Annotated in this window: 18 protein-coding genes; 12 read left to right on the forward strand and 6 right to left on the reverse strand. The window is 62.5% G+C overall.

The window, feature by feature from the left end; genetic code table 11:
- Nucleotides 1-17 precede the first annotated feature (17 nt).
- Nucleotides 18-1,367, forward strand: coding sequence for an oxalate/formate MFS antiporter (gene oxlT / locus AWB80_RS05095; protein WP_087131000.1), 1,350 nt, complete (start codon nt 18-20; stop codon nt 1,365-1,367).
- 1,464 nt (nt 1,368-2,831) lie between these two features.
- Here oxlT and AWB80_RS05100 read toward each other — a convergent pair.
- Nucleotides 2,832-3,644 carry a DNA-binding transcriptional regulator gene (locus AWB80_RS05100; protein WP_061173585.1) on the reverse strand — a complete coding sequence of 271 codons (813 nt, stop codon included), beginning with the start codon at nt 3,642-3,644 and terminating at the stop codon, nt 2,832-2,834.
- Nucleotides 3,645-3,818: 174 nt separating this feature from the next.
- Between AWB80_RS05100 and AWB80_RS05105 the strand changes: the two genes are divergently transcribed.
- The 7 genes from AWB80_RS05105 to AWB80_RS05135 are packed head-to-tail and all read left to right on the forward strand — an operon-like array spanning nt 3,819 to nt 11,613.
- On the forward strand, nt 3,819-5,669 hold the full coding sequence (locus AWB80_RS05105) for a bifunctional 3-(3-hydroxy-phenyl)propionate/3-hydroxycinnamic acid hydroxylase (RefSeq protein WP_061173586.1): 1,851 nt from the start codon (nt 3,819-3,821) through the stop codon (nt 5,667-5,669).
- Between the two features lies 1 nt (nt 5,670).
- The gene (locus AWB80_RS05110; protein ID WP_061173587.1) at nt 5,671-6,624 is read left to right on the forward strand and encodes a 3-carboxyethylcatechol 2,3-dioxygenase; all 954 of its coding nucleotides are present in this window, start codon (nt 5,671-5,673) and stop codon (nt 6,622-6,624) included.
- A gap of 4 nt (nt 6,625-6,628) precedes the next feature.
- A complete protein-coding gene (gene mhpD, locus AWB80_RS05115) occupies nt 6,629-7,417 on the forward strand; it encodes a 2-keto-4-pentenoate hydratase (RefSeq protein WP_061173588.1) in 789 nt (262 codons plus the stop codon).
- A gap of 17 nt (nt 7,418-7,434) precedes the next feature.
- Nucleotides 7,435-8,382: an acetaldehyde dehydrogenase (acetylating) gene (locus AWB80_RS05120; RefSeq protein WP_061173589.1), complete on the forward strand. Its 948-nt coding sequence runs from the start codon at nt 7,435-7,437 to the stop codon at nt 8,380-8,382.
- A 15-nt stretch (nt 8,383-8,397) separates the two neighbouring features.
- On the forward strand, nt 8,398-9,420 hold the full coding sequence (gene dmpG / locus AWB80_RS05125) for a 4-hydroxy-2-oxovalerate aldolase (protein WP_341866806.1): 1,023 nt from the start codon (nt 8,398-8,400) through the stop codon (nt 9,418-9,420).
- A 58-nt stretch (nt 9,421-9,478) separates the two neighbouring features.
- A complete protein-coding gene (mhpT, locus tag AWB80_RS05130; protein ID WP_061173591.1) occupies nt 9,479-10,732 on the forward strand; it encodes a 3-(3-hydroxy-phenyl)propionate transporter MhpT in 1,254 nt (417 codons plus the stop codon).
- A gap of 14 nt (nt 10,733-10,746) precedes the next feature.
- Complete coding sequence (locus AWB80_RS05135) at nt 10,747-11,613, forward strand: alpha/beta fold hydrolase (protein ID WP_061173592.1); 867 nt, start codon at nt 10,747-10,749, stop codon at nt 11,611-11,613.
- A 153-nt stretch (nt 11,614-11,766) separates the two neighbouring features.
- Here the strand turns inward: AWB80_RS05135 and AWB80_RS05140 are convergent, their stop codons facing one another.
- Together AWB80_RS05140 and AWB80_RS05145 are read right to left on the reverse strand one after the other, a co-directional pair.
- Nucleotides 11,767-12,249 carry a PH domain-containing protein gene (locus AWB80_RS05140; protein WP_160147408.1) on the reverse strand — a complete coding sequence of 161 codons (483 nt, stop codon included), beginning with the start codon at nt 12,247-12,249 and terminating at the stop codon, nt 11,767-11,769.
- Between the two features lie 144 nt (nt 12,250-12,393).
- Nucleotides 12,394-12,939: an MFS transporter gene (locus AWB80_RS05145; protein WP_143327955.1), complete on the reverse strand. Its 546-nt coding sequence runs from the start codon at nt 12,937-12,939 to the stop codon at nt 12,394-12,396.
- A 280-nt stretch (nt 12,940-13,219) separates the two neighbouring features.
- On the opposite strand from AWB80_RS05145, the gene AWB80_RS44790 reads away from it, so the two are divergent.
- The 3 genes from AWB80_RS44790 to AWB80_RS05155 all read left to right on the forward strand — a co-directional run bounded on the left by AWB80_RS44790 (nt 13,220) and on the right by AWB80_RS05155 (nt 15,630).
- Nucleotides 13,220-14,074, forward strand: coding sequence for a hypothetical protein (locus AWB80_RS44790; RefSeq protein ID WP_244206406.1), 855 nt, complete (start codon nt 13,220-13,222; stop codon nt 14,072-14,074).
- Nucleotides 14,075-14,086: 12 nt separating this feature from the next.
- Nucleotides 14,087-14,230: a hypothetical protein gene (locus AWB80_RS44795; protein WP_279628639.1), complete on the forward strand. Its 144-nt coding sequence runs from the start codon at nt 14,087-14,089 to the stop codon at nt 14,228-14,230.
- Nucleotides 14,231-14,838: 608 nt separating this feature from the next.
- Nucleotides 14,839-15,630, forward strand: a complete 792-nt coding sequence (locus tag AWB80_RS05155) for a phytanoyl-CoA dioxygenase family protein (protein ID WP_061173596.1) — start codon at nt 14,839-14,841, stop codon at nt 15,628-15,630.
- A gap of 22 nt (nt 15,631-15,652) precedes the next feature.
- On the opposite strand, the gene AWB80_RS05160 is transcribed toward AWB80_RS05155, so the two are convergent.
- Together AWB80_RS05160 and AWB80_RS05165 are read right to left on the reverse strand one after the other, a co-directional pair.
- Nucleotides 15,653-16,609 (reverse strand): PDR/VanB family oxidoreductase, encoded by a 957-nt coding sequence (locus tag AWB80_RS05160; RefSeq protein WP_061173597.1) that lies wholly within the window; start codon nt 16,607-16,609, stop codon nt 15,653-15,655.
- A gap of 8 nt (nt 16,610-16,617) precedes the next feature.
- Nucleotides 16,618-17,769: an aromatic ring-hydroxylating oxygenase subunit alpha gene (locus tag AWB80_RS05165; RefSeq protein WP_061173598.1), complete on the reverse strand. Its 1,152-nt coding sequence runs from the start codon at nt 17,767-17,769 to the stop codon at nt 16,618-16,620.
- Nucleotides 17,770-17,990: 221 nt separating this feature from the next.
- On the opposite strand from AWB80_RS05165, the gene AWB80_RS05170 reads away from it, so the two are divergent.
- On the forward strand, nt 17,991-18,905 hold the full coding sequence (locus AWB80_RS05170) for a LysR family transcriptional regulator (protein WP_061173916.1): 915 nt from the start codon (nt 17,991-17,993) through the stop codon (nt 18,903-18,905).
- A gap of 26 nt (nt 18,906-18,931) precedes the next feature.
- Here AWB80_RS05170 and AWB80_RS05175 read toward each other — a convergent pair whose 3' ends face one another.
- A complete protein-coding gene (locus AWB80_RS05175; RefSeq protein ID WP_061173917.1) occupies nt 18,932-19,759 on the reverse strand; it encodes an ABC transporter permease in 828 nt (275 codons plus the stop codon).
- Nucleotides 19,760-19,761: the final 2 nt, after the last annotated feature.

Here is a 19,761-nt window from a genome sequence, read left to right on the forward strand (position 1 = left end):
TGTGACAGGAGACACACATGAAACAAGCGAAGCATGACAAGCCTGCGATGGCTCATCCGCGAACCCGTTGGTTGCAGCTTTTGCTCGGCATCCTATGCATGGGTCTGGTGGCCAATCTGCAATACAGCTGGACGCTCTTTGTGCGTCCGATGCACGAGACGATGGGCTGGCCCGAATCCAGCATTCAGCTCGCGTTCTCGATCTTCATCATTGTCGAGACGTGGCTCGTGCCGGTCGAAGGCATGCTGGTAGACCGCTTCGGCCCGCGTCCCGTAGTGGCGGGCGGCGCCGTGCTGATTTTTATCGCATGGACGATGAACGCCTGGGCTCATTCGCTGCCGATGCTCTATGCGGCGGCAGTCGTGTCCGGTCTCGGCGCGGGCTGTGTGTATGGCACTTGCGTCGGCAATGCGCTCAAGTGGTTCCCGGAGAAGCGCGGCTTCGCGTCGGGGCTGACCGCGGCGGGATTTGGCGTAGGCGCCGCGCTCACGGTGATTCCGATCGCCAACGCGATCAAGGCGAACGGCTATCACAACGCGTTCTCGACATTCGCGATCGTGCTGGGCGGTTCGATCCTGTTCCTCTCGCTCTTCATGGTGCGCCCAGCCCCCGGAGCGCGACCGACTACGACGCCCCGCAAACTGATCGAGACGCGGCACAACTTCACGACGGCGCAGATGCTGCGCACGCCGGTATTCTGGGTCATGTATCTCATCTTCACGGCGATTTGCGCGGGCGGCCTGATCGCGACGGCGCAGGTCGGGCCGATTGCGCGGGATTTCGGCATCGCGAAGGCGCCGATCGCACTCCTCGGCACGGTGATACCCCTGCTCACGCTCACCTTGTCGATCGACAATCTCGTCAATGGGCTCACGCGGCCGCTATGTGGCTTCATCTCGGATCGCTTCGGGCGCGAGAACACAATGTTCATCGTGTTCCTCGGTGAGGGCGCGGCCCTGATCGGTCTGATCCAGTTCGGCCAGACGCCGCTGGGCTTTCTGATCTTCGCGCCGCTGATCTTCCTGTTCTGGGGCGAGATCTACGCGATATCTTCAGCGCTGGTCGGTGATACGTTCGGCAGCAAGCACGTGACGGCGAATGCCGGAGCGCTGTACACCACCAAGGGCGTGGCGGCGCTGCTGGTGCCTCTCGGCAGCCTGATCAAGGAATCCACCGGAAGCTGGTCGACGGTCTTCATCGTATGCGCGGCCGTGAGCGTGATCACTGCGCTGGCGTCAAAGATGGTGTTGAGCCCGATGCGGCGCAGCTTCATCGAAACGAGCAATCGAGAGGCGATCGCCGAGGCGGTCCTCGTGTCGGCCAAGAGCGATGTGTCGGACGCCCGCACGCATAAGCCAGCCGCCTGAGCCTGGCGTATCGATTGAAGTTGGCGCGCCGGTCCGCTGGCGCACCGTCACCACGCCGAACCGGAGGGGGGCATGTTTATGCTAACAGCCATTTTCGAGTTTATGTGCGGAGGTCTTCGCAAATCAGTCGAAACCCACCGCGAATGTTTGGAGTTCGAGACAGGCACGATTTGCTTCATCTTCTTTTGACCGATTCGATCCATAGCCGATAAGCGGCTCGAACGATGACGCGCAACGAACGCACGCGACGCGTGGACCGATCTATTGCACGAATGATCAGTAATGCAGTGCGCGCATACAAAGGAAAATTTGGTTTGGGTTCTCGGGCGCAGCGCTATGCATTCGTTCAGCTAGCGGCGTACCTAGCGCATCATGGGTGCTTGCTTTGATTGTGACAGCCAGTTTGCGCGAGTCGCTCACAATACATTCATGTTGATTGCTTATGCAGAGCGTCGTACGTCGGTAGTAGCGCGCAACGGCAGAGGGGCCCGAGAGTCCTATGGGCCGGTATTCTTTTGGTCTCGGATGAGTTGGAAGCGGGCGGCAAAAGTCGGGCCAAACTCGACTGACAACGAGGAGTATTGTCTCAAGATCCCCGTTGTTTTCATTCGGGCCACGCTATTAGCGGAGGCCGAAGGAGTGCTGAACGGCTAGTCGTCTTAACGCGCGGGATCAAGCGCGCGGCAATGGACTTCGTGGCGTTCCAGGGAAAGCGTTGCGATCAGGCCGATGGCCAACGGCCCGCGAAGAATATGCATTTCCACGAGGCTCGTATCGGATGCGGTGCGATTGTCCGTCGAGGATAGGGCGCGGGATTCGATGGCAGCGTCGCGGACCAGATGTTCAGCTCGTTTTTCTCGACCAAACCGGACGGAATGGGGATCGGGCTTCGGTCAGCCAGTCGATCGTCGTTGCGCATGGCGGTTCGCTGTCCACCGAGAATAATGCGGGGACGGGCGCGACATTCAGTTTTCAGGTGCCTGTCGGTGAGTTCGGTACGCAAGGCGTACGATTCGACTGACGTTGCTCACGCTGCCGTGCGGTAGAAGCCAAATTGGTAGCTTCGACCAATTGAACTCGTCGCGTTGTTGCTGCAATAGCTCCATTGTCGACCGCTTAGCGGCTGGTATGTGCTCTAGCACGTGCATCCAGAATCTACAGGATGCCGGTTGCTTTGCTTCGACGACGCTTGGCGCGCAATCTTCGGCTGTCGGCCAATCTCAGCGGTCCGCTGCGGTCGGCGCACGGTCAATCGCGTGACCGTTCGATTCCGGTTCAAGACATTCAGACGGTCGAGGATCGAACGTCAGACAAGGGGTGGCGTACACGGCCGACTACGTCGGATTCCAGTCGGCAGTTGCAACCATTAGGTATCCACTTATTCCCGTCGTCGGGGTGACCTCTATCCCCGGAGCCACCGAACGGGTCTTGACGAAAACACATCGATGGCTGCTGTGGATTCGCTTACACCGATGGATGGGGATGAGTTGCTGGTTCTTGCTTCAATGCTGCGGCAATTTCTATCGCCGCTTTTTGCAACTCGGGTACATAGCGGCGAATAGCATCAGCGAGGCTCACCGCACGCGACAGGAAGACGACATTGAGGCTCGCGAGCACGCGCTCGTCCGCGCTGATCGCGACCGCGACCGCACCGATCTTCGCCTGCGCGGTCCAGTCTCCGTGATTCGATCCGAAACCATCCTCGCGCACGCGCCGGATCAGCTTGCGCACGAGCGCATCGTTCTTCGCGAGTGCCTGCTGCTCTTCGCCGCCCGCGCCGGAGCGTAGTAATTCGAGAATGTCTTCGCGCTCCTCGTCAGGGCACATCGCGAAGTAGGCGCGGCCCGCCGCCGTCAGCAGGATCGGCAGACGCCGCCCGACCATTGCGCGATGAAACGACAACTGGCTGAAGCGATGCGTCGTCTCGCGGATGATCATCGCGTCGCCGTCGGGCGTGGTGAGATCGGAAGGCCACGCGACGCGCTGCAAAAGCTGCCCCATGATCGGCGGCGCGACGGTCGCGATGCGCTCGGTATCGGTGAAGCCCTCGCTCAGCGAGCGCACGGCGAGCGTCAGGCGAAAGCTGTCGTCCGACGTGCTGCGGCGAACGAACCCTTCCTCCATCAGCGTTTCGAGCAGACGGCGCACCGTCGTGCGATGCAGGCCGGTCAGATCGGCAATCTGCTGGCTCGTCGCGCGTCCGCCTTCCATCGCGTTCAACGCCCGCAGCACCTGAAGGCCGCGCGCCAGTCCGCGTACGTTCGTGTAGGTCGTCACGCCATAAAATCCCTTTGAATTCAATAGTGTGCATTCTATGCACATTTCAGAGAATTTGTTGAGGGCGTTTCCTGCCGCCCATAGACTGCACTCACAATTTGAACGAGCAGGCGCCATGCAAGAGGCAGGCACCGTTCGTTCAGCACATCGGACAAGCCCATTCAGGAGACAAGCATGCGCCCCGCCTTAGAAACGGCGGCCGGCAACGGCCGCGCTCATCCTCACGAAACGACACATCGTTCGATCGATGCCGATGTCGCCATCATCGGCGCGGGCCCGGTCGGGCTGATGATCGCGAATATCCTCGGCCTGCAGGGCGTGCGCGTCGTCGTAATCGAGAAGCTCGCGCAGATCATCGACTATCCGCGCGCCATCGGCCTCGACGACGAAGCGTTGCGCGTCTTCCAATCGGTCGGCCTCGTCGACGAACTTCTGCCGCACACCACGCCGAATCACTGGATGCGTTTCACGCTCAAGGGCAAGTGCTTCGCGTCGATCGAGCCGCGCACCGACGAGTTCGGCTGGCCGCGCCGCAATGCGTTCATTCAGCCGCTCGCCGATCAGATCCTGTATCGCGGTCTAGCGCGCTTTCCGCATGTGCACACGCTGCTCGGTCACGGCGTCGACGGCGTCGCACAGGACGAGCGCGGCGTGACGATCGAGGCGAGCGACGCGCACGGTGCGAAGACGACGATCCGCGCCGCGTACATGGTCGGCGCGGACGGCGGCAACAGCTTCGTGCGCCGCACGCTCGACGTGCCGTTCGAAGGCCGCACGAAGCCGAATCAATGGATCGTGATCGACGTGCGCAACGACCCGATCGGCTCGCCGCATGTCTATCTGCATTGCGATGCGCAGCGTCCTTACGTGTCGGCGGCGCTGCCGCACGGCATCCGGCGCTTCGAATTCATGGTGATGCCCGGCGAGACGGAGGAAGAGCTCTCGCAGCCGGAGAACATGGCGGCGCTGGTGCGCGGCGTGGTCGCCGATCCGGACAAGGTCGACTACATCCGGCAGCGCGTCTATACGCACAACGCGCGGCTCGCGAGCACGTTCCGCGTGAAGCGCGTCCTGCTCGCGGGCGATGCCGCGCACATCATGCCGGTGTGGCAGGGGCAGGGCTATAACAGCGGCATTCGCGACGCGAGCAATCTCGGCTGGAAGCTCGCGATGGTCGTGAAAGGCACGGCGCAGGATGCGCTGCTCGATACCTACACGATGGAACGGCGCGCCCACGCGCGCTCGATGATCCACCTCTCCGAAGTCGCCGGCGACATCTTCGCGCCGACGAGCTACTTCGGATCGAAAGTGCGCGACGCGTTCGTGCGCAGCTTCGACGTGCTGCCATCGATGAAGCGCTATTTCGTCGAGATGCGCTTCAAGCCGATGCCGCGCTACGAAGAGGGCGTCGTGCTGTCGACGCGGCGCGAGCGGCGCGACGGCCTGCTCGCACGAATGATCGCAAAGCGCGGGCACGGCGCGTTCGGACGCCTCGTCGGCCTGATGAGCGAGAAGCGCGAATCGCTGATCGGGCGCGTGGTTCATGGCCGCGATGCACAGGCGGGCACCCCCGTGGGCCGCATGTTCATCCAGCCGCGCGTGCGTGTCGCGGATGGCGGCATCGTCCGGCTCGACGACGCGATCGGCAACCGCTTCGCGATCGTCGGCTGGGGCACGGACCCGACCTTCGGCCTGACGCCCGAAGCGCGCCGCATCTGGCGCGCGCTCGGCGGATGCTTCGTGATCGCGAAGCCCGATCCGCAGCTCGCGTTCCACGACGACGTGCCCGAAGACGTGATCGCCATCGGCGATGTCGGCTCACGCCTGCGCGAATGGTTCGCGCGCGTGCCGGAATCGGTCGTGCTGCTGCGCCCGGACCGCTTCGTCGCCGGCATGTGCTCGCCGCAATGCGTATCGGATTGCGTTGTGCAACTAGGGCACAAGCTGGCGCTTGCCATGACATCCGACGCGGCCACGACGAACGACGCGACGTACGCGCACGCCGCCGACATGGTGGGAGCCTGACATGCCAATCCATCTCGAATGCATGTCGCACACGCCGTTGCACGGCTATTTCGATCCCGCGCCGGAAGTCGTCGCGGAAGTGGAGTGCATTCAGCGCGCGGCGCGTGAGCGCGTCGAGGCGTTCGATCCGGAGCTGGTGATCGTGTTCGCGCCGGACCACTACAACGGCTTCTTCTACGACGTGATGCCGCAGTTCTGCATCGGCGTGAGCGCGACGGCCATCGGCGATTTCAACAGCGCGGCGGGTCCGTTGCCGGTCGAGCGGGATGTGGCGCTCGCGCTCGCCGATGCCGCGCTCGCGAGCGATATCGATGTCGCCGTGTCGTATCGCATGCAGGTCGATCACGGCTGCGCACAGGCGCTCGACGTGCTCACGGGCGGCATCGGCCGCTATCCGGTGGTGCCCGTCTTCATGAACTCGGTCGCGCCGCCGATGGCGTCGTGCCGCCGCGCGAGATTGCTCGGCGAGGCGATCGGCCGGGCCGTCGCGCGCATGAACCGGCGCGTGCTGCTCATCGGCTCGGGCGGCATTTCGCATGAGCCGCCGGTGCCGGAAATCGCGAGTGCGGACGATGTCGTCGCCGAACGGCTGATCGCGGGACGCAACCCGTCGCCGGAATCGCGCGATGCGCGACAGTCACGCACCGTCGCGGCGGCAAAAGCGTTTGCGGCGGGCGACAGCCGCCTGCATCCGCTCAACCCGGCGTGGGACCGCGCGTTTCTCGAACTGCTCGAACGCGGCGAGCTCGCCGCCGCCGATGGCCTCACGAACGAGGCGATCACGCGCGATGCGGGCAAGTCCGCGCACGAGATCCGCACATGGGTCGCGGCGTTCGGTGCGCTCGCGGCGAGCGGCCCTTATGCGGCATCGATCGATTACTACCGCGCGATTCCCGAATGGATCGCGGGCTTCGGCGCGATGCACGCGCACGAACGAACCCTTTCCCGGAGATAGAACCATGTCGAATGACGACAGCATCCAGTCGATGGCCGCGCGCCTGCGTCAAGCGCAGTCCTCGCGCCAGACGATCGCGCCCTTGCGAGAGACGTGTCCCGAAGGCGACGCGACGCTCGCCTACGCGATCCAGCAGATCAACAACGACGTGCGCGCGGCGAACGGCGAGCGCATCGTCGGCAGGAAGATCGGACTGACGTCGCCCGCGGTACAGAAGCAGCTCGGCGTCGATCAGCCGGACTTCGGCGCGCTGTTCACGTCGATGGCGTACGGCGACAGCCAGCCGATGCGGCTCGCCTCGCTGATCCAGCCGAAGGTCGAAGCGGAAATCGCGCTCGTGCTCGAACGCGATCTGACCGCGGAAAAACACACCTTCGCGGATCTGATCGGCGCGACCGCGTATGCGGTGGCCGCGATCGAGGTCGTCGACAGCCGCATCCGCGATTGGGACATTCGCTTCTTCGACACGGTCGCGGACAACGCGTCGAGCGCGCTGTTCGTGCTCGGCAGCCGCCCGGTTCTGCTGCGCGACATCGACCTCACCGCCTGCGCGATGACGCTCACGCAGGACGGCGAAGTTCTGTCGCGCGGCAATGGCGCGGCATGCCTCGGCAATCCGCTCAACGCGGCCGCGTGGCTCGCGGACCGCATGGTTCAGCTCGGCACGCCGCTGCGCGCGGGCGACATCGTGCTGACGGGCGCGCTCGGCCCGATGGTCGCGGTGAAAGCGGCCGGCACCTTTACGGCGGATATCGAAGGGCTCGGCAGCGTGCGCGCAACTTTCAGCGAATGACAGACGGAGACATCCACATGGCAACAGACAACCCCAAATGCAAAGCCGCGATCATCGGGTCCGGCAATATTGGCACGGACCTGATGATCAAGATCATGCGCCGCAGCCGGCATCTCGAAGTCGCGGCGATGGTCGGCATCGACCCGGCATCGGACGGCCTCGCGCGCGCCGCGAAGCTCGGCGTGGCGACGACGCATGAAGGCGTGGAAGGCCTCACGCGCCTGCCCGTGTTCGACGAGATCGACTTCGTGTTCGATGCGACCTCCGCCGGCGCGCATGTGAAGAACGACGCGTCCCTGCGTGCGCTCAAGCCCGGCATCCGCGTGATCGATCTGACTCCCGCGGCGATCGGGCCGTACTGCGTGCCGGTGGTGAACCTCGACGCGCATCTCGATGCGCCGAACGTGAACATGGTGACGTGCGGCGGACAGGCGACGATCCCGATGATCGCAGCGGTATCGCGTGTCGCGAAGGTGCATTACGCGGAGATCGTCGCGTCGATCAGCAGCAAGTCGGCGGGACCGGGCACGCGCGCCAACATCGACGAGTTCACGGAGACCACGTCGAAGGCGATCGAAGCGGTCGGCGGCGCGGTGAGAGGCAAGGCGATCATCGTGCTGAATCCCGCCGAGCCGCCGCTCATGATGCGCGACACGGTCTATGTGCTCTCCGAAGCGGCGGACCGCGCGCGGATCGAAGCGTCGGTCGAACAGATGGTGGCGGCGGTGCAGGGCTACGTGCCCGGCTATCGGCTGAAGCAATCCGTGCAGTTCGACGACATTCCCGCCGATGCGCCGTTGCACATTCCCGGCCTCGGCCGTTTCAGCGGACTCAAGACCTCGATCTTCATCGAAGTGGAAGGCGCTGCGCACTATCTGCCGGCCTACGCGGGCAATCTCGACATCATGACTTCCGCCGCGCTGGCGACGGCCGAGCGCATGGCCGCGTCGCTCGTGAACGCCTGAAGCAAGGAGCATTCGATCATGGACAAGAAACTCTATATCTCCGATGTGACGCTGCGCGACGGCATGCACGCGATCCGTCATCAGTATTCGATTCAGAACGTGCAGGACATCGCCCGCGCGCTGGACGAGGCGAAGGTCGACAGCATCGAGGTCGCGCATGGTGACGGCCTGCAGGGCTCGAGCTTCAACTACGGGTTCGGTGCGCACAGCGATCTCGAATGGATCGAAGCGGTCGCCGATGTGGTGAAGCACGCGAAGATCGCGACGCTGCTGTTGCCCGGCATCGGCACGATCCACGACCTGAAGGCGGCATACGACGCGGGTGCGCGCGTCGTGCGCATCGCGACGCATTGCACTGAAGCGGACATCTCGAAGCAGCACATCGAGTATGCGCGCAGCCTCGGCATGGATACCGTCGGCTTTCTGATGATGAGCCACATGACGACGCCCGAGAACCTCGCCGTCGAAGCGAAGAAGATGGAAAGCTACGGCGCGACCTGCGCGTACGTGGTCGATTCGGGCGGCGCGATGAACATGAACGACATCCGCGCGCGCTTCAAGGCGCTCAAGGCGGTGCTCGATCCCGCGACGCAGACGGGCATGCACGCGCATCACAACCTGAGCTTGGGGGTCGCCAATTCGATCGTCGCGGTGGAAGAGGGCTGCGACCGTATCGACGCGAGCCTGGCGGGCATGGGTGCGGGCGCGGGCAATGCACCGCTCGAAGTGTTCATCGCGGCGGCGGGGCGCATGGGCTGGCGACACGGCACCGATCTGTATCGCCTGCTCGATGCCGCGGACGATATCGTGCGCCCGTTGCAGGACCGGCCGGTGCGCGTGGACCGCGAGACGCTCGCGCTCGGCTACGCGGGCGTGTATTCGAGCTTCCTGCGGCATTCGGAAGTCGCGGCGAAGAAGTACGGCCTGAAGGCGGTCGACATTCTCGTCGAACTGGGCAAGCGGCGCATGGTGGGCGGTCAGGAAGACATGATCGTCGACGTCGCGCTCGATCTGCAGAAGCGCCAAGCGCACGCCTGAACCATCCGATACGCGAAGCGTCATCAAGAGCGCCGCATCGTTCAACCTGGAGACATCAATGAAATCGTCAACGGCTTCATCCACGCGCGCCGGCGGCGCGCTCACCATCGGCCTGTGCCTCGCGGTCGCGCTGCTCGAAGGGCTCGATCTGCAATCCACCGGCGTCGCCGCGCCGCGCATGGCGCGCGAGTTTCATCTCGCGGTCGCGCAACTTGGCTGGGCATTCGGCATCGGCGCGCTCGGTCTGTTGCCGGGTGCGGCGATCGGCGGCAGGCTCGCGGACAGCATCGGCCGCAAGCGCGTGCTGATGATGTCGGTCGCGCTGTTCGGGATTTTTTCGATCGCAACGACTCAGGTGTGGGATCTGCAGAGCCTGCTCGCCGTGCGCTTCCTCACGGGCCTCGGTCTCGGCGCGGCGATGCCGAACCTGATCGCGCTGTGCGCGGAAGCGGCGCCGAGCGGGCAGCGCGGCACGGCGGTCGGTGCAATGTACTGCGGCATGCCTTTCGGTGCAGCGCTCGCGGCGGTGATCGGCATCGTCAGCCCGGGTGATGAAAGCTGGCGGCATATCTTTTATGTCGGCGGCATCGGGCCGCTCTTGACCTTGCCGCTGCTCGCGCTCTTCCTGAAGGAGTCGACGCACTTCATCGCGGCAAGCCAGCGCACCACACGCGACGCGACGGACGGCATCGTGCGCGCGCTCTTCAGCGATGGCCGCGCGGGCACCACCGTCGCGCTGTGGATCAGCTATCTGGGCACTCTGATCGTGCTGTACTTCCTGATGAACTGGCTGCCGTCGATGGTGCTCTCGCGCGGGCTCACGCCCGTGCAGGCGAGCATCGTGCAGATGATGTTCAACATCGGCGGCGGCATCGGCGCGATCGTGATCGCGGGGCTGATGGATCGCATCGGCAAGCGGCCGGTGGTGGCCGGCATGTATGCGGGCATTGGCGCCGCGTTGCTTGCGCTCGCGAGCGCAACGGGCAGCGTCTCGATGGCGTGCGGCGGTCTGCTGGCGGGGCTTTTTCTCGTTGGCGCGCAGTCCGTGCTGTATGCGCTCGCAGGCGGCGCGTATCCGACGCGGGTGCGCGGCACGGGCGTCGGCGCGGCGGTGGCCGTGGGCCGCGTGGGCTCGATGGTCGGCCCGCTGATCGCCGGGCAGTTGCTGGCGCTCGGCCAGAGCGCGTCGATGCTCGTGATCTCTAGCATCCCGCTCATCGTGATCGCGGCGCTCGGCGCGCTCGCGGTGGTCGCGAAATTTCCGCGCGAGTCCGCCGACGGCTCGCGCACGCTTAAAACCGAATCGATCTGACGAGGGATATCGACATGACTGACACCGTGACTCATACCGACAGCGCGACCAGCAAGTTCGTGAACGTGATGGAAGGCGGCACCGAACTGCGCGTGCATTACAACGACACCGGCGCGGGCAAGGAAACGCTCGTGATGCTGCACGGCTCCGGGCCGGGCGCGAGCGGCTGGGCCAATTTCTATCGCAACGTGGACGCGTTCGCGAACGCGGGTTACCGCGTGATCCTCGTCGACTTCCCCGGCTGGGGCAAGAGCGATTCGATCGTCTGCACGGGCTCGCGCTCCGACCTCAACGCGCGCGTGCTGAAGGGCGTGCTGGATACGCTCGGCATCGAGCGCGCGCATCTCGTCGGCAACTCGATGGGCGGGCATAGCGCGGTGGCGTTCGCGCTGTCGTATCCGGAGCGCGTCGGCAAGCTGGTGCTGATGGGCGGCGGCACGGGCGGCCCGAGCCAGTTCGTGCCGATGCCGACCGAAGGCATCAAGCTGCTGCAGGGTCTCTATCGCGAACCGACGCTTGAGAACCTGAAGAAGATGCTCAACGTCTTCGTCTACGACGCGAGCACGATGACGGACGAGTTGATGCAGGCGCGGCTCGATAACATGCTCGCGCGGCGCGATCATCTCGAGAACTTCGTGAAGAGTCTGGCGGCCAATCCAAAGCAGTTTCCGGACTATGGTCACCGGTTGAACGAGATCAAGGCGCCCGCACTCGTGATCTGGGGGCGAGATGACCGTTTCGTGCCGATGGATGTCGGGTTGCGCCTCGTGTGGGGTTTGCCGAATGCCGATTTGCATGTGTTCGGGCGCTGCGGGCACTGGGCGCAGTGGGAGCATGCAGAGCGATTCAATCAGATGCTGCTGGACTTCCTACGGCAATAAGGAGCGGGTCGGGCCGAACAGGGTTGCGGTAGCGGTGCTGTTAGTCTGCTGCCAAGGAACTGAGCCTGCGCCCCTCAGAAAAAATCTGGCACTTGCGAACTACTATCGCTCCTTCTAATACCGTGTACCTGGCATTGAGCAATCGTGTTCACATCATTCTTTTATGCCGGAATAGGCTGCATCGTGATGCATTGCAACCGCCTCGTCGAGCGCTCTGCAGAGTTGATCCACGCATCTGATGGCCGGCAAACGCTTCACGGGATGAGCTAGATCGTCGGTAGTCAGGATGATTGAGCCAGTTCCGAATAGGCGTTGCCACCATGGGTGGATTGCAGTGATGCGTTGAATCCGCGAAAGCTCGAGAGTCGACACACGACGACGCAGAATGCCCTGCGTCCAGGTAATTCGCGTAGTATCGATGACGATTCGGGTGAACGCGGTCTTAAGGAACGGCAAACCGACACCGATCAATACCGCGCCGACTTGTGCAAGCAACAAATTCCACTGAAGCGGGAAATAGTTCGACGCGCAGTAATGTAAAGCGCCGATCATCGCTGCGACACCGCCCCCCTGCAGGAGCGCCGGAAGGTTGCAGGCCTGCGACGGTGCGCCGCTGAAAATCATCTGATTAGCCATCGCATACATCCATTTCTGATCTACCGCACTGGTTCGCCGACGAAAAACGTTGCGTCGCCTTATTCGCCCAGGCGTCGAAGAACTGACCGCTGGCTGGCGACGCTGCCATGACATTTACCCCAAGCATAGCTACACGAGACAATTCTAGCGCAATGGTCGTTGCAGATTGGCCCGCTTCCTTTTTCGGCACGAGGAACTGTCGTAGGCGCACCGCCGCGAACGGCTAATGAGGAGCAACCTGAGGTGAGATGCTTTCTCAGCCAGACTGATTGGAGCGGCCGGATCGACTGAGATCGTCGGTGCGATCCGAGTCATCGCCTTGGCAACCAGATCCGAGCGGCCTCGACGGGCGAGATCGACGATGGACTGAGGCAACATGACGGCAATCGCGACGAGGATGAGAACCGGAGCGACGCCGCCGAGTATGAACACGGAGTGCCAGCCGAACATGGGAATCATGAACGAGGCTAAAAGTCCCCCACCCGCAGCGCCGATCGCGTAAGCGGACGTCGTGATCATGGCCGCCGACACTTTGTAGCGCCCCGGGCAAAATTCAGCAACATAGGCTACGGTCAACGGAGTCAATCCGCCCAGACCTAGACCTGACACGAATCGCCAGATCATCAGGCTTTTGATTCCCGTCGCAGTGATTGTCCCGAGCGAACAGTGCGAAAACCAGCATGCACGCACAGAGTACGTTTTTTCGCCCTAGCCGGTCGCCCCTCGGCCCCTCGGTAAATAATAGGGATACCGACATTGAGGCGCGCAGTCGCGTTATCGCTAACGTTCCATGTCGATGGCGTGACGCCGCGCCCAAGCGGCCAGATGTTAGACTAACAGCCCTAGTCTGGCCTCGTCACTGCAAGGAAGAGAGCCCTTCCATATCGAACGAGCGGCCACCCGTGCCCGTCGCATCAAGCACTTCTCAGGGCTGGCGTTTCGTTCGCACTTCACGAGGAGGAGAGTTTAGATGGACGAACAAGGCGTTCGCGCCCCGATTGTCACGGGAACATGCGCACGCTGCGGGGGCAAGGTGCCGTGGCCGATTTCGTCCTGTCCTCATTGCGGTGCGCCTGCTCGGTTTGTGTCCGGCGATCGTGCACCCGCCGCGAGGAAGCCCGGAGCGGCAGGGCACGGCACACCGAACGGGCGTGTTGATTTTCCGCCTAATCCGCCGCCGTGGCCGCGGCAAAATGCATCCTCGTTCGCATCGAACGACGCCGTTTATCCCGACGACGAGGTCCGTCCGCCTCCGCGCCGCGATATCGGTCGTCGGGGCATGAAAAAGGGGGCAGTGCTGATGCTTGCGGCGGCCTTCGTGCTCATCGGCGGATCGGGGCTCTTGTACTGGATTCAGAACCATGACGCGCAGGAAGAGCCGACGAGATCGATCGCCGCGCGAGGCACGGTGACGTCGAACGACTTGAATCAGCCCGCGCAGGCCCCGACCATGCCGCAGGTTCCGACGTTCGCCCCAAGCCCGGAAGCGCCGCCGCCGAGTGACAAGGCATCCGCTGACAAAAATCAGAAATTGATGCCGCTTGCCCTCGCGAGAGCGCACGACGGTCTCCAAAAAAACAACCTGCAACTGGCGCGGTCCGGCATTTCTTGGGCGCTTTCGTTGCAGCCGGACAATCCCGAGGCCCTCCGGCTCAAGCAGGATTTGCTGTCGCGGGAGAGGGCCCGCAATGCGGCCTTGCAGGCGGCGCGCAGTTGCGTCGTGCAGGAGCGTGCCATGTGTGCTTGGCAAAATGCCAACACTGCGCTGTCGATCGATTCGAGCAGCAACGAAGCGAAGGGAATCGCCGCGCGCTCCATGCAGTAGAGCATCCAGCGGCTGGAGCAGCACTTCGGACTCAGGCTGTTCAGCCGGACTACGCGTTCGCTGATGCTGACGCCGGAGGGGCGGAATCTTCTGGAGCGACGCAGCGCCATCTGCATACGGTGTGGCCGGAAAGGCGCCGCAGCAACCCGGCGGTAAAAGCGTTCGTCGGCCCGCGCGCGCGGACGCGTTTTTATGCGCGCCAGTTTAGACCAATAATGCGGCTATTAGGATAATGACAGTATCCTAGTAGCGGCGTCTTCAGAATTTTTTAGCGAAATTCGAACCGCGGGCCGCCAGTACTCGGCGTGACTTGAGAGAGAAAGTGAGCGATTCCATGACGCACTCCATTACGACCGGATGAGGCGTGAGCGCGCGATTGCGCGCTCAAGTTATTCCTGTGATTCAAGCGACTGGTTGTTATATCGATCGAAATTGCAATTGCGCCAACGGCTGCGGGAAGTGAACACTATGTCAAAACTCGAACCAACCAGCGGTCCACGGCAACCGGATGATCGGGTTTGGGGAAGTGAGCCGTCTCGTCGGCAACTGCCGACGAGACGCGCCTCGAAAGACTCAGCTGTAGACGATGTCCCCGCCACGCTCTGCTTGAGCTTTCTGTAAGCAAGCGACCCCGCGTGCGGGGTATCGGCTTCGTGCCGATCGGCGTTAGGAATTCGCTAGTTCAGTTATAGATTTTTCTTAGTTTCCTGAAGCTGTACCTCGTGTCATTCTCGTTCCAGCTCAACGAAACGACAGGAGGAAGTATGCTGAGCGCCGAGCGAGAAGCGTTTGCACGCGATGGAGTCACCGTCTTACGCGGCGTATTCACGGACTGGATCGACCTGCTGCGCGATGGCGTCGACTTCAATGAACAGCACCCCGGCCCCGATTTTCGCGACTACACGAAGGGCACGTCGTCGGGGCGATTCTTCGGCGACTATTGCAACTGGCAGCGCATCGAGCCGTTTCGCCGCTTCGTCGAGGAAAGTCCGGCTGGCGCCATTGCCCGGGAATTGATGGCGTCACGGCGTGCGCGCATCTTTCACGAGCACGTTTTAGTGAAGGAAGCGGGCGCGGACAAGATCACGCCCTGGCATCACGACGAACCGTACTATTGCGTGAGCGCGGAGCAGTCCGTGAGCATGTGGGTGCCGCTCGATCCGGTGCCGCGTGAGACTACGCTCGAATTCGTGGGCGGCTCGCATCGCTGGGGAAAGCTTTTTCGTCCGCGCAAGTTCACGGGCGTTGCGTACGACCGTTCGTCGGACGGACTCGAAGAGATGCCGGATATCGACGCGCATCGCGACGACTACAACATCCTTGGCTGGGACCTGAGGCCCGGCGATGCAGTCGCGTTCAACTATCTCACGGTGCACGGCGCGCCGGGCAATCGTTCAGGTTCGGTGTCGCGGCGCGTGGTGTCGTTCCGCTGGCTCGGCGACAACGCGGTGTATGTCGATCGAGGCGGCGAGACATCGCCTCCGTATCGACATCTCGCGGAGCGGCTCAACCCCGGCGATCCGCTGCCGGAGGAAGAGTTTCCGTTCGTCGTCTGACCGTGCTTCAGCGGCCGCCTCTTCAGCAATCGAGAACGAGGCGGCCGCGTTTGCAGCCCGACACGCAGATCATCATCGTTTTGCCTTCCGCGCGCTCCGACTCGCTCAGAACACTGTCGCGATGATCGATATCGCCTTCGATCACCGACGTCTCGCAGCTGCCGCAAATGCCTTGTTCGCAACTCGACGGCACGTCGATGCCCTCGGCGCGAAGCACATCGAGCAGTCGCGCGCCGGCTTCGACGCGCACGACTTTTCCGCTTCGTCCGAGTTGCACCTCATAACCTGCGCCTTGCGCGTCCTTTAAACCACTCGGATCCGCCGAGAATCGTTCGATATGCGCGTGCGTGTAGCCGTTTTCGGCGCATGCGCTTTCGAATGCGCTCAGCATCGGCGTGGGGCCGCAGCAATAGAATCGCGTGGCGCGATCGCGTTCGTCGAGAAAGCCTCGAAGATCAGGCGGGCCGCCGGCCTGTACATCGAAATGCAGCTTCAGTGAAAGCCCGAGCGCCTGAATCGGTTCCAGCCACGCCGCGTGCTCGCGCGAACGGCAGCAATAAAGCATCTCCACCGATTTACCGAGCGCAACGAGCCGTTGCGCCATGCTGTAGATCGCGGTTATGCCGATACCGCCCGCAATCAGAACGAATCGCTCGCCGGATTCATCGAGCGGAAAGTTATTGCGCGGCTCGGAAATCAGGATCGAATCCCCGGAGCGCAACTTCTCGTGGACGAAAGCCGAACCGCCCTGACTGTCGCGCGCGCGAAGCACGCCGAGAATATATCGATCGCGATTGCCCGTCGCATTGACGAGCGAATAACTTCGCACGATGCCATTGGGCAGATGCAGGCTGATATGCGATCCGGCATCGAATGCAGGCAAGGGAGCGGAATCAGACGCGCGCAATTCGATGCTGACGGTGTCCATCGCTTCGACATGAATCCTGTCGACGATGACGGTAAAGGTGGCGGGACGCATGTTCGAAATCAGTCGCAGATACGATGAGCCATGAAGCTATAGAAGTCCCGAAGCGTACCCTCCAGATTCTCCGCTGAGAGGGGGCCGGGTGAATAGAAAGTCGAGCTGACGCCTTTCTGCAGCGTTTCCAGCTTCGTGCGGTCTTCGGCGTTGAAGGCGTTCGCGAACGCGACGTATCGTTCGATGCTTTCCTTGTCCGGTGCGCGCTCGTGTCCGGCCAGGCCCCATCTGATCGCGACCTGATCGGTTGCGGCGGGTCTCAGGCAAAGATATATCGTCTGATGCGGCATGTAAGTAACGACGAGATTCGGAAAGACGCTGAAGAGAAAACTCGATCGACGCTCGCTTTGGGTCAGGTCTTCGTGAAACGGCGTGCGTTGCGGCGAATCGGGTGTGTAGTGCGCGCGATAGGCCGAGAAGTGTCCGTTGCCCGGCACGTATTCGCATAGCTCGGTGGGCGTGACGGGCCGCAAGGTGCGCGGATGCGTGGCGTTAAGGTGATAACCCTCCATGAAGTTTTCCGCCAGGCATTTCCAGTTCGTATGCCACACCTCTTCCTGGAAGTGATAAAGCTCCCGTTCTTCGTTGTGATAGTTGCGTATGTGCGCTTCGAGCGGGCGAAGCGCTTCGCCGAGCGGCGCCGCGTTGCCATCGATGTTCACGAAGATGAAGTTCTGCCAGATCGTCGAGTGGATTTTCGGCAGCGCGCATCGTGATGTGTCGAGATCCTTGCACTCCTGCATCAAGGGCGCGCGTTTGAGCTTGCCATCGAGTTCATAACTCCATGCGTGATACGCGCACGCGTGCACGCGCGCATTGCCACGGCCGCGTGCGACGAGATTGCCGCGATGCCGGCATACGTTGGCCAGCACATGAACTTCGCCTTGGGCATCACGCTGAATCAGCAGCGGTTCTCCGGTCAATTCAGTCGTGAAGTAGTCGCCGTTGCCGGGAATCTCGCCGACATGGCCGACGCAAACCCACGTGCGTCGAAAGACGCGCCGACGTTCGAGCTCGGCGAAGTGAACCGAGCTATAGAACGCGCCGGGCATGCCGTGCGTCGCACGCTTCTCCGATCGCGCCAGGGTCGATAGCGTGTCGAGAAGCGGGCGGTCGTTCGGCGAGATTGCATCGGCAAATAGAGACGCTGGCACATTCATCGTGATGACTCACTCAAAAGCGGTTCTGATCGGAAAACCCGTTGTCCGAGGCCGATGTTTACAAAATAGCCTCGTCAAAGCATCGAGGAAAACATTGTTTTCCAATGCGCTCGCCAGTTTTCTCCTATGCAGGAAATCTTTGAAAATGGCGAAGAGGCATGCTTTCGATGAGGCGCTCCGTATCCGATAAGATGGTGCGAACCAAAGTCGGCGATAACCCTATGTCATCTTCCTTCACGCTGCGCCAACTGAAGTACTTCGTCGCAACGGTGGACAACGGGAGCGTCGCCGAGGCGTCGCGGAAGCTGTTTATCGCGCAGCCCTCGCTATCCGTCGCGATCAAGGGGCTGGAGGAAAGCTTCGGCACGCAACTCATCATTCGTCATCACGCGCAAGGCATTTCGCTGACGCCGGCAGGCGCGCGGTTTTACGAGCGCGCCAAGGCGCTGCTCGAGTCCGTCCATGAGTTCGAGCAGAATGCGCTCGCGGAAGGCGACATAGCATCGGGGCGCGTCGATATCGGATGCTTCGAGACCTTCGCGCCGCTCTATCTGCCGAGCCTGATTCGCGGCTTCAACGCTGTGTATCCCGGCATCGAAATCCGAGTGCGCGACGGCGATCAGGAAGAGCTTTTGCAAGGGCTCGATAAAGGCCGATTCGATCTCGTCCTCGTGTACGAACTCGGGCTCGACGATACATTCTCCACGCACTTGCTGACGCGGGGCCAAGCGCCGTATGTCTTGTTGCCGGCGACGCACCGGCTTGCCGGAGCGGACAAGGCAAGTCTCTTCGATCTGTGCGACGAGCCGCTCATTCTGCTCGATGTCTCGCCGAGCAAGGACTATTTTCTCGGCCTGTTCGAACCCTACGGATTGACCCCGAGAGTGGGGTTCAGCTCGCCATCGCTCGAACTGGTTCGCGGCATGGTGGGCGAGGGATTCGGCTACTCGCTTCTGGTCACCCGCCCGCACGCGCCGACCACGTATGACGGACACGAAGTCGTCGCGGTCGAGATCGCGGAGCCGGTTGGCTGCTCGGGCGTCGTGGCTGCATGGCTCAAGCGCAATCAGTTGACCGTGCCCGCGCGCCTCTTCATGGAATACGCGGAGACACGGTTCAATTCGATGTCCGCCTGACCGAATGCCGAATGCCGAATGCCGAATCAGACCAGCGCCTGATTCGCGGCCGCCGCACGGGCACGCAGCCAGTTGATGCTCGCGAACAGCAGCACCGCGAACACGATCAGCATGGTCGCAACCGCCAGAATCGACGGATCGATGGAATCCCTGATGCCGCTCCACATCTGTCGCGGCACCGTCTTCTGATCCGGCCCGCCGATGAACAGAATCACGATGACTTCGTCGAACGATGTCGCGAACGCGAACACGCTTCCCGTTGCGACCGCGGGCATGATGAGCGGAAGCGTCACGCGCCTGAACGCGACCCACGGCGGCGCGCCCAGTCCGGACGCCGCGCGCAATAGACTCTGATCGAAGGACAGCAACGAAGCCGTCACCGTGATGACGACAAACGGCGTGCCGAGCGCGGCATGCGCAAGAATGACGCCAGGATAAGAGTTGACGAGGCCGAGCGGCGCGAACACGAGATAGAAGCCCGCAGCCACGACGACGATCGGCACGATCATCGGGGAAATGATGATCGGCATGACGATCGAGCGCAGCGGAAACTGCGTTCGCGACAAGCCGAGCGCCGCGAGCGTCCCGAGACACGTTGCGATCAACGTGGACGCCGCGCCGATGGCCACGCTGTTCAGCAGCGCGCGTTGCCAGTCCGGACTCGTCAGCGCCTGTTCATACCAGCGCAGCGAAAACCCTTGTAGCGGATACGAAAAGTAAGATCCCGAGTTGAACGAAAGCGGAATGATCGCGAGAATCGGCGCCACCAGAAAGAACAGCACGAGCGCGCAATGCACGCGCACCCAGCGGGAAGCAACGCGTTCCGTCAGCACCGTATTGCGTTTGTCTAACATGA

The organism is Caballeronia pedi (genome assembly GCF_001544915.2).
GTDB classification, from domain to species: domain Bacteria; phylum Pseudomonadota; class Gammaproteobacteria; order Burkholderiales; family Burkholderiaceae; genus Caballeronia; species Caballeronia pedi.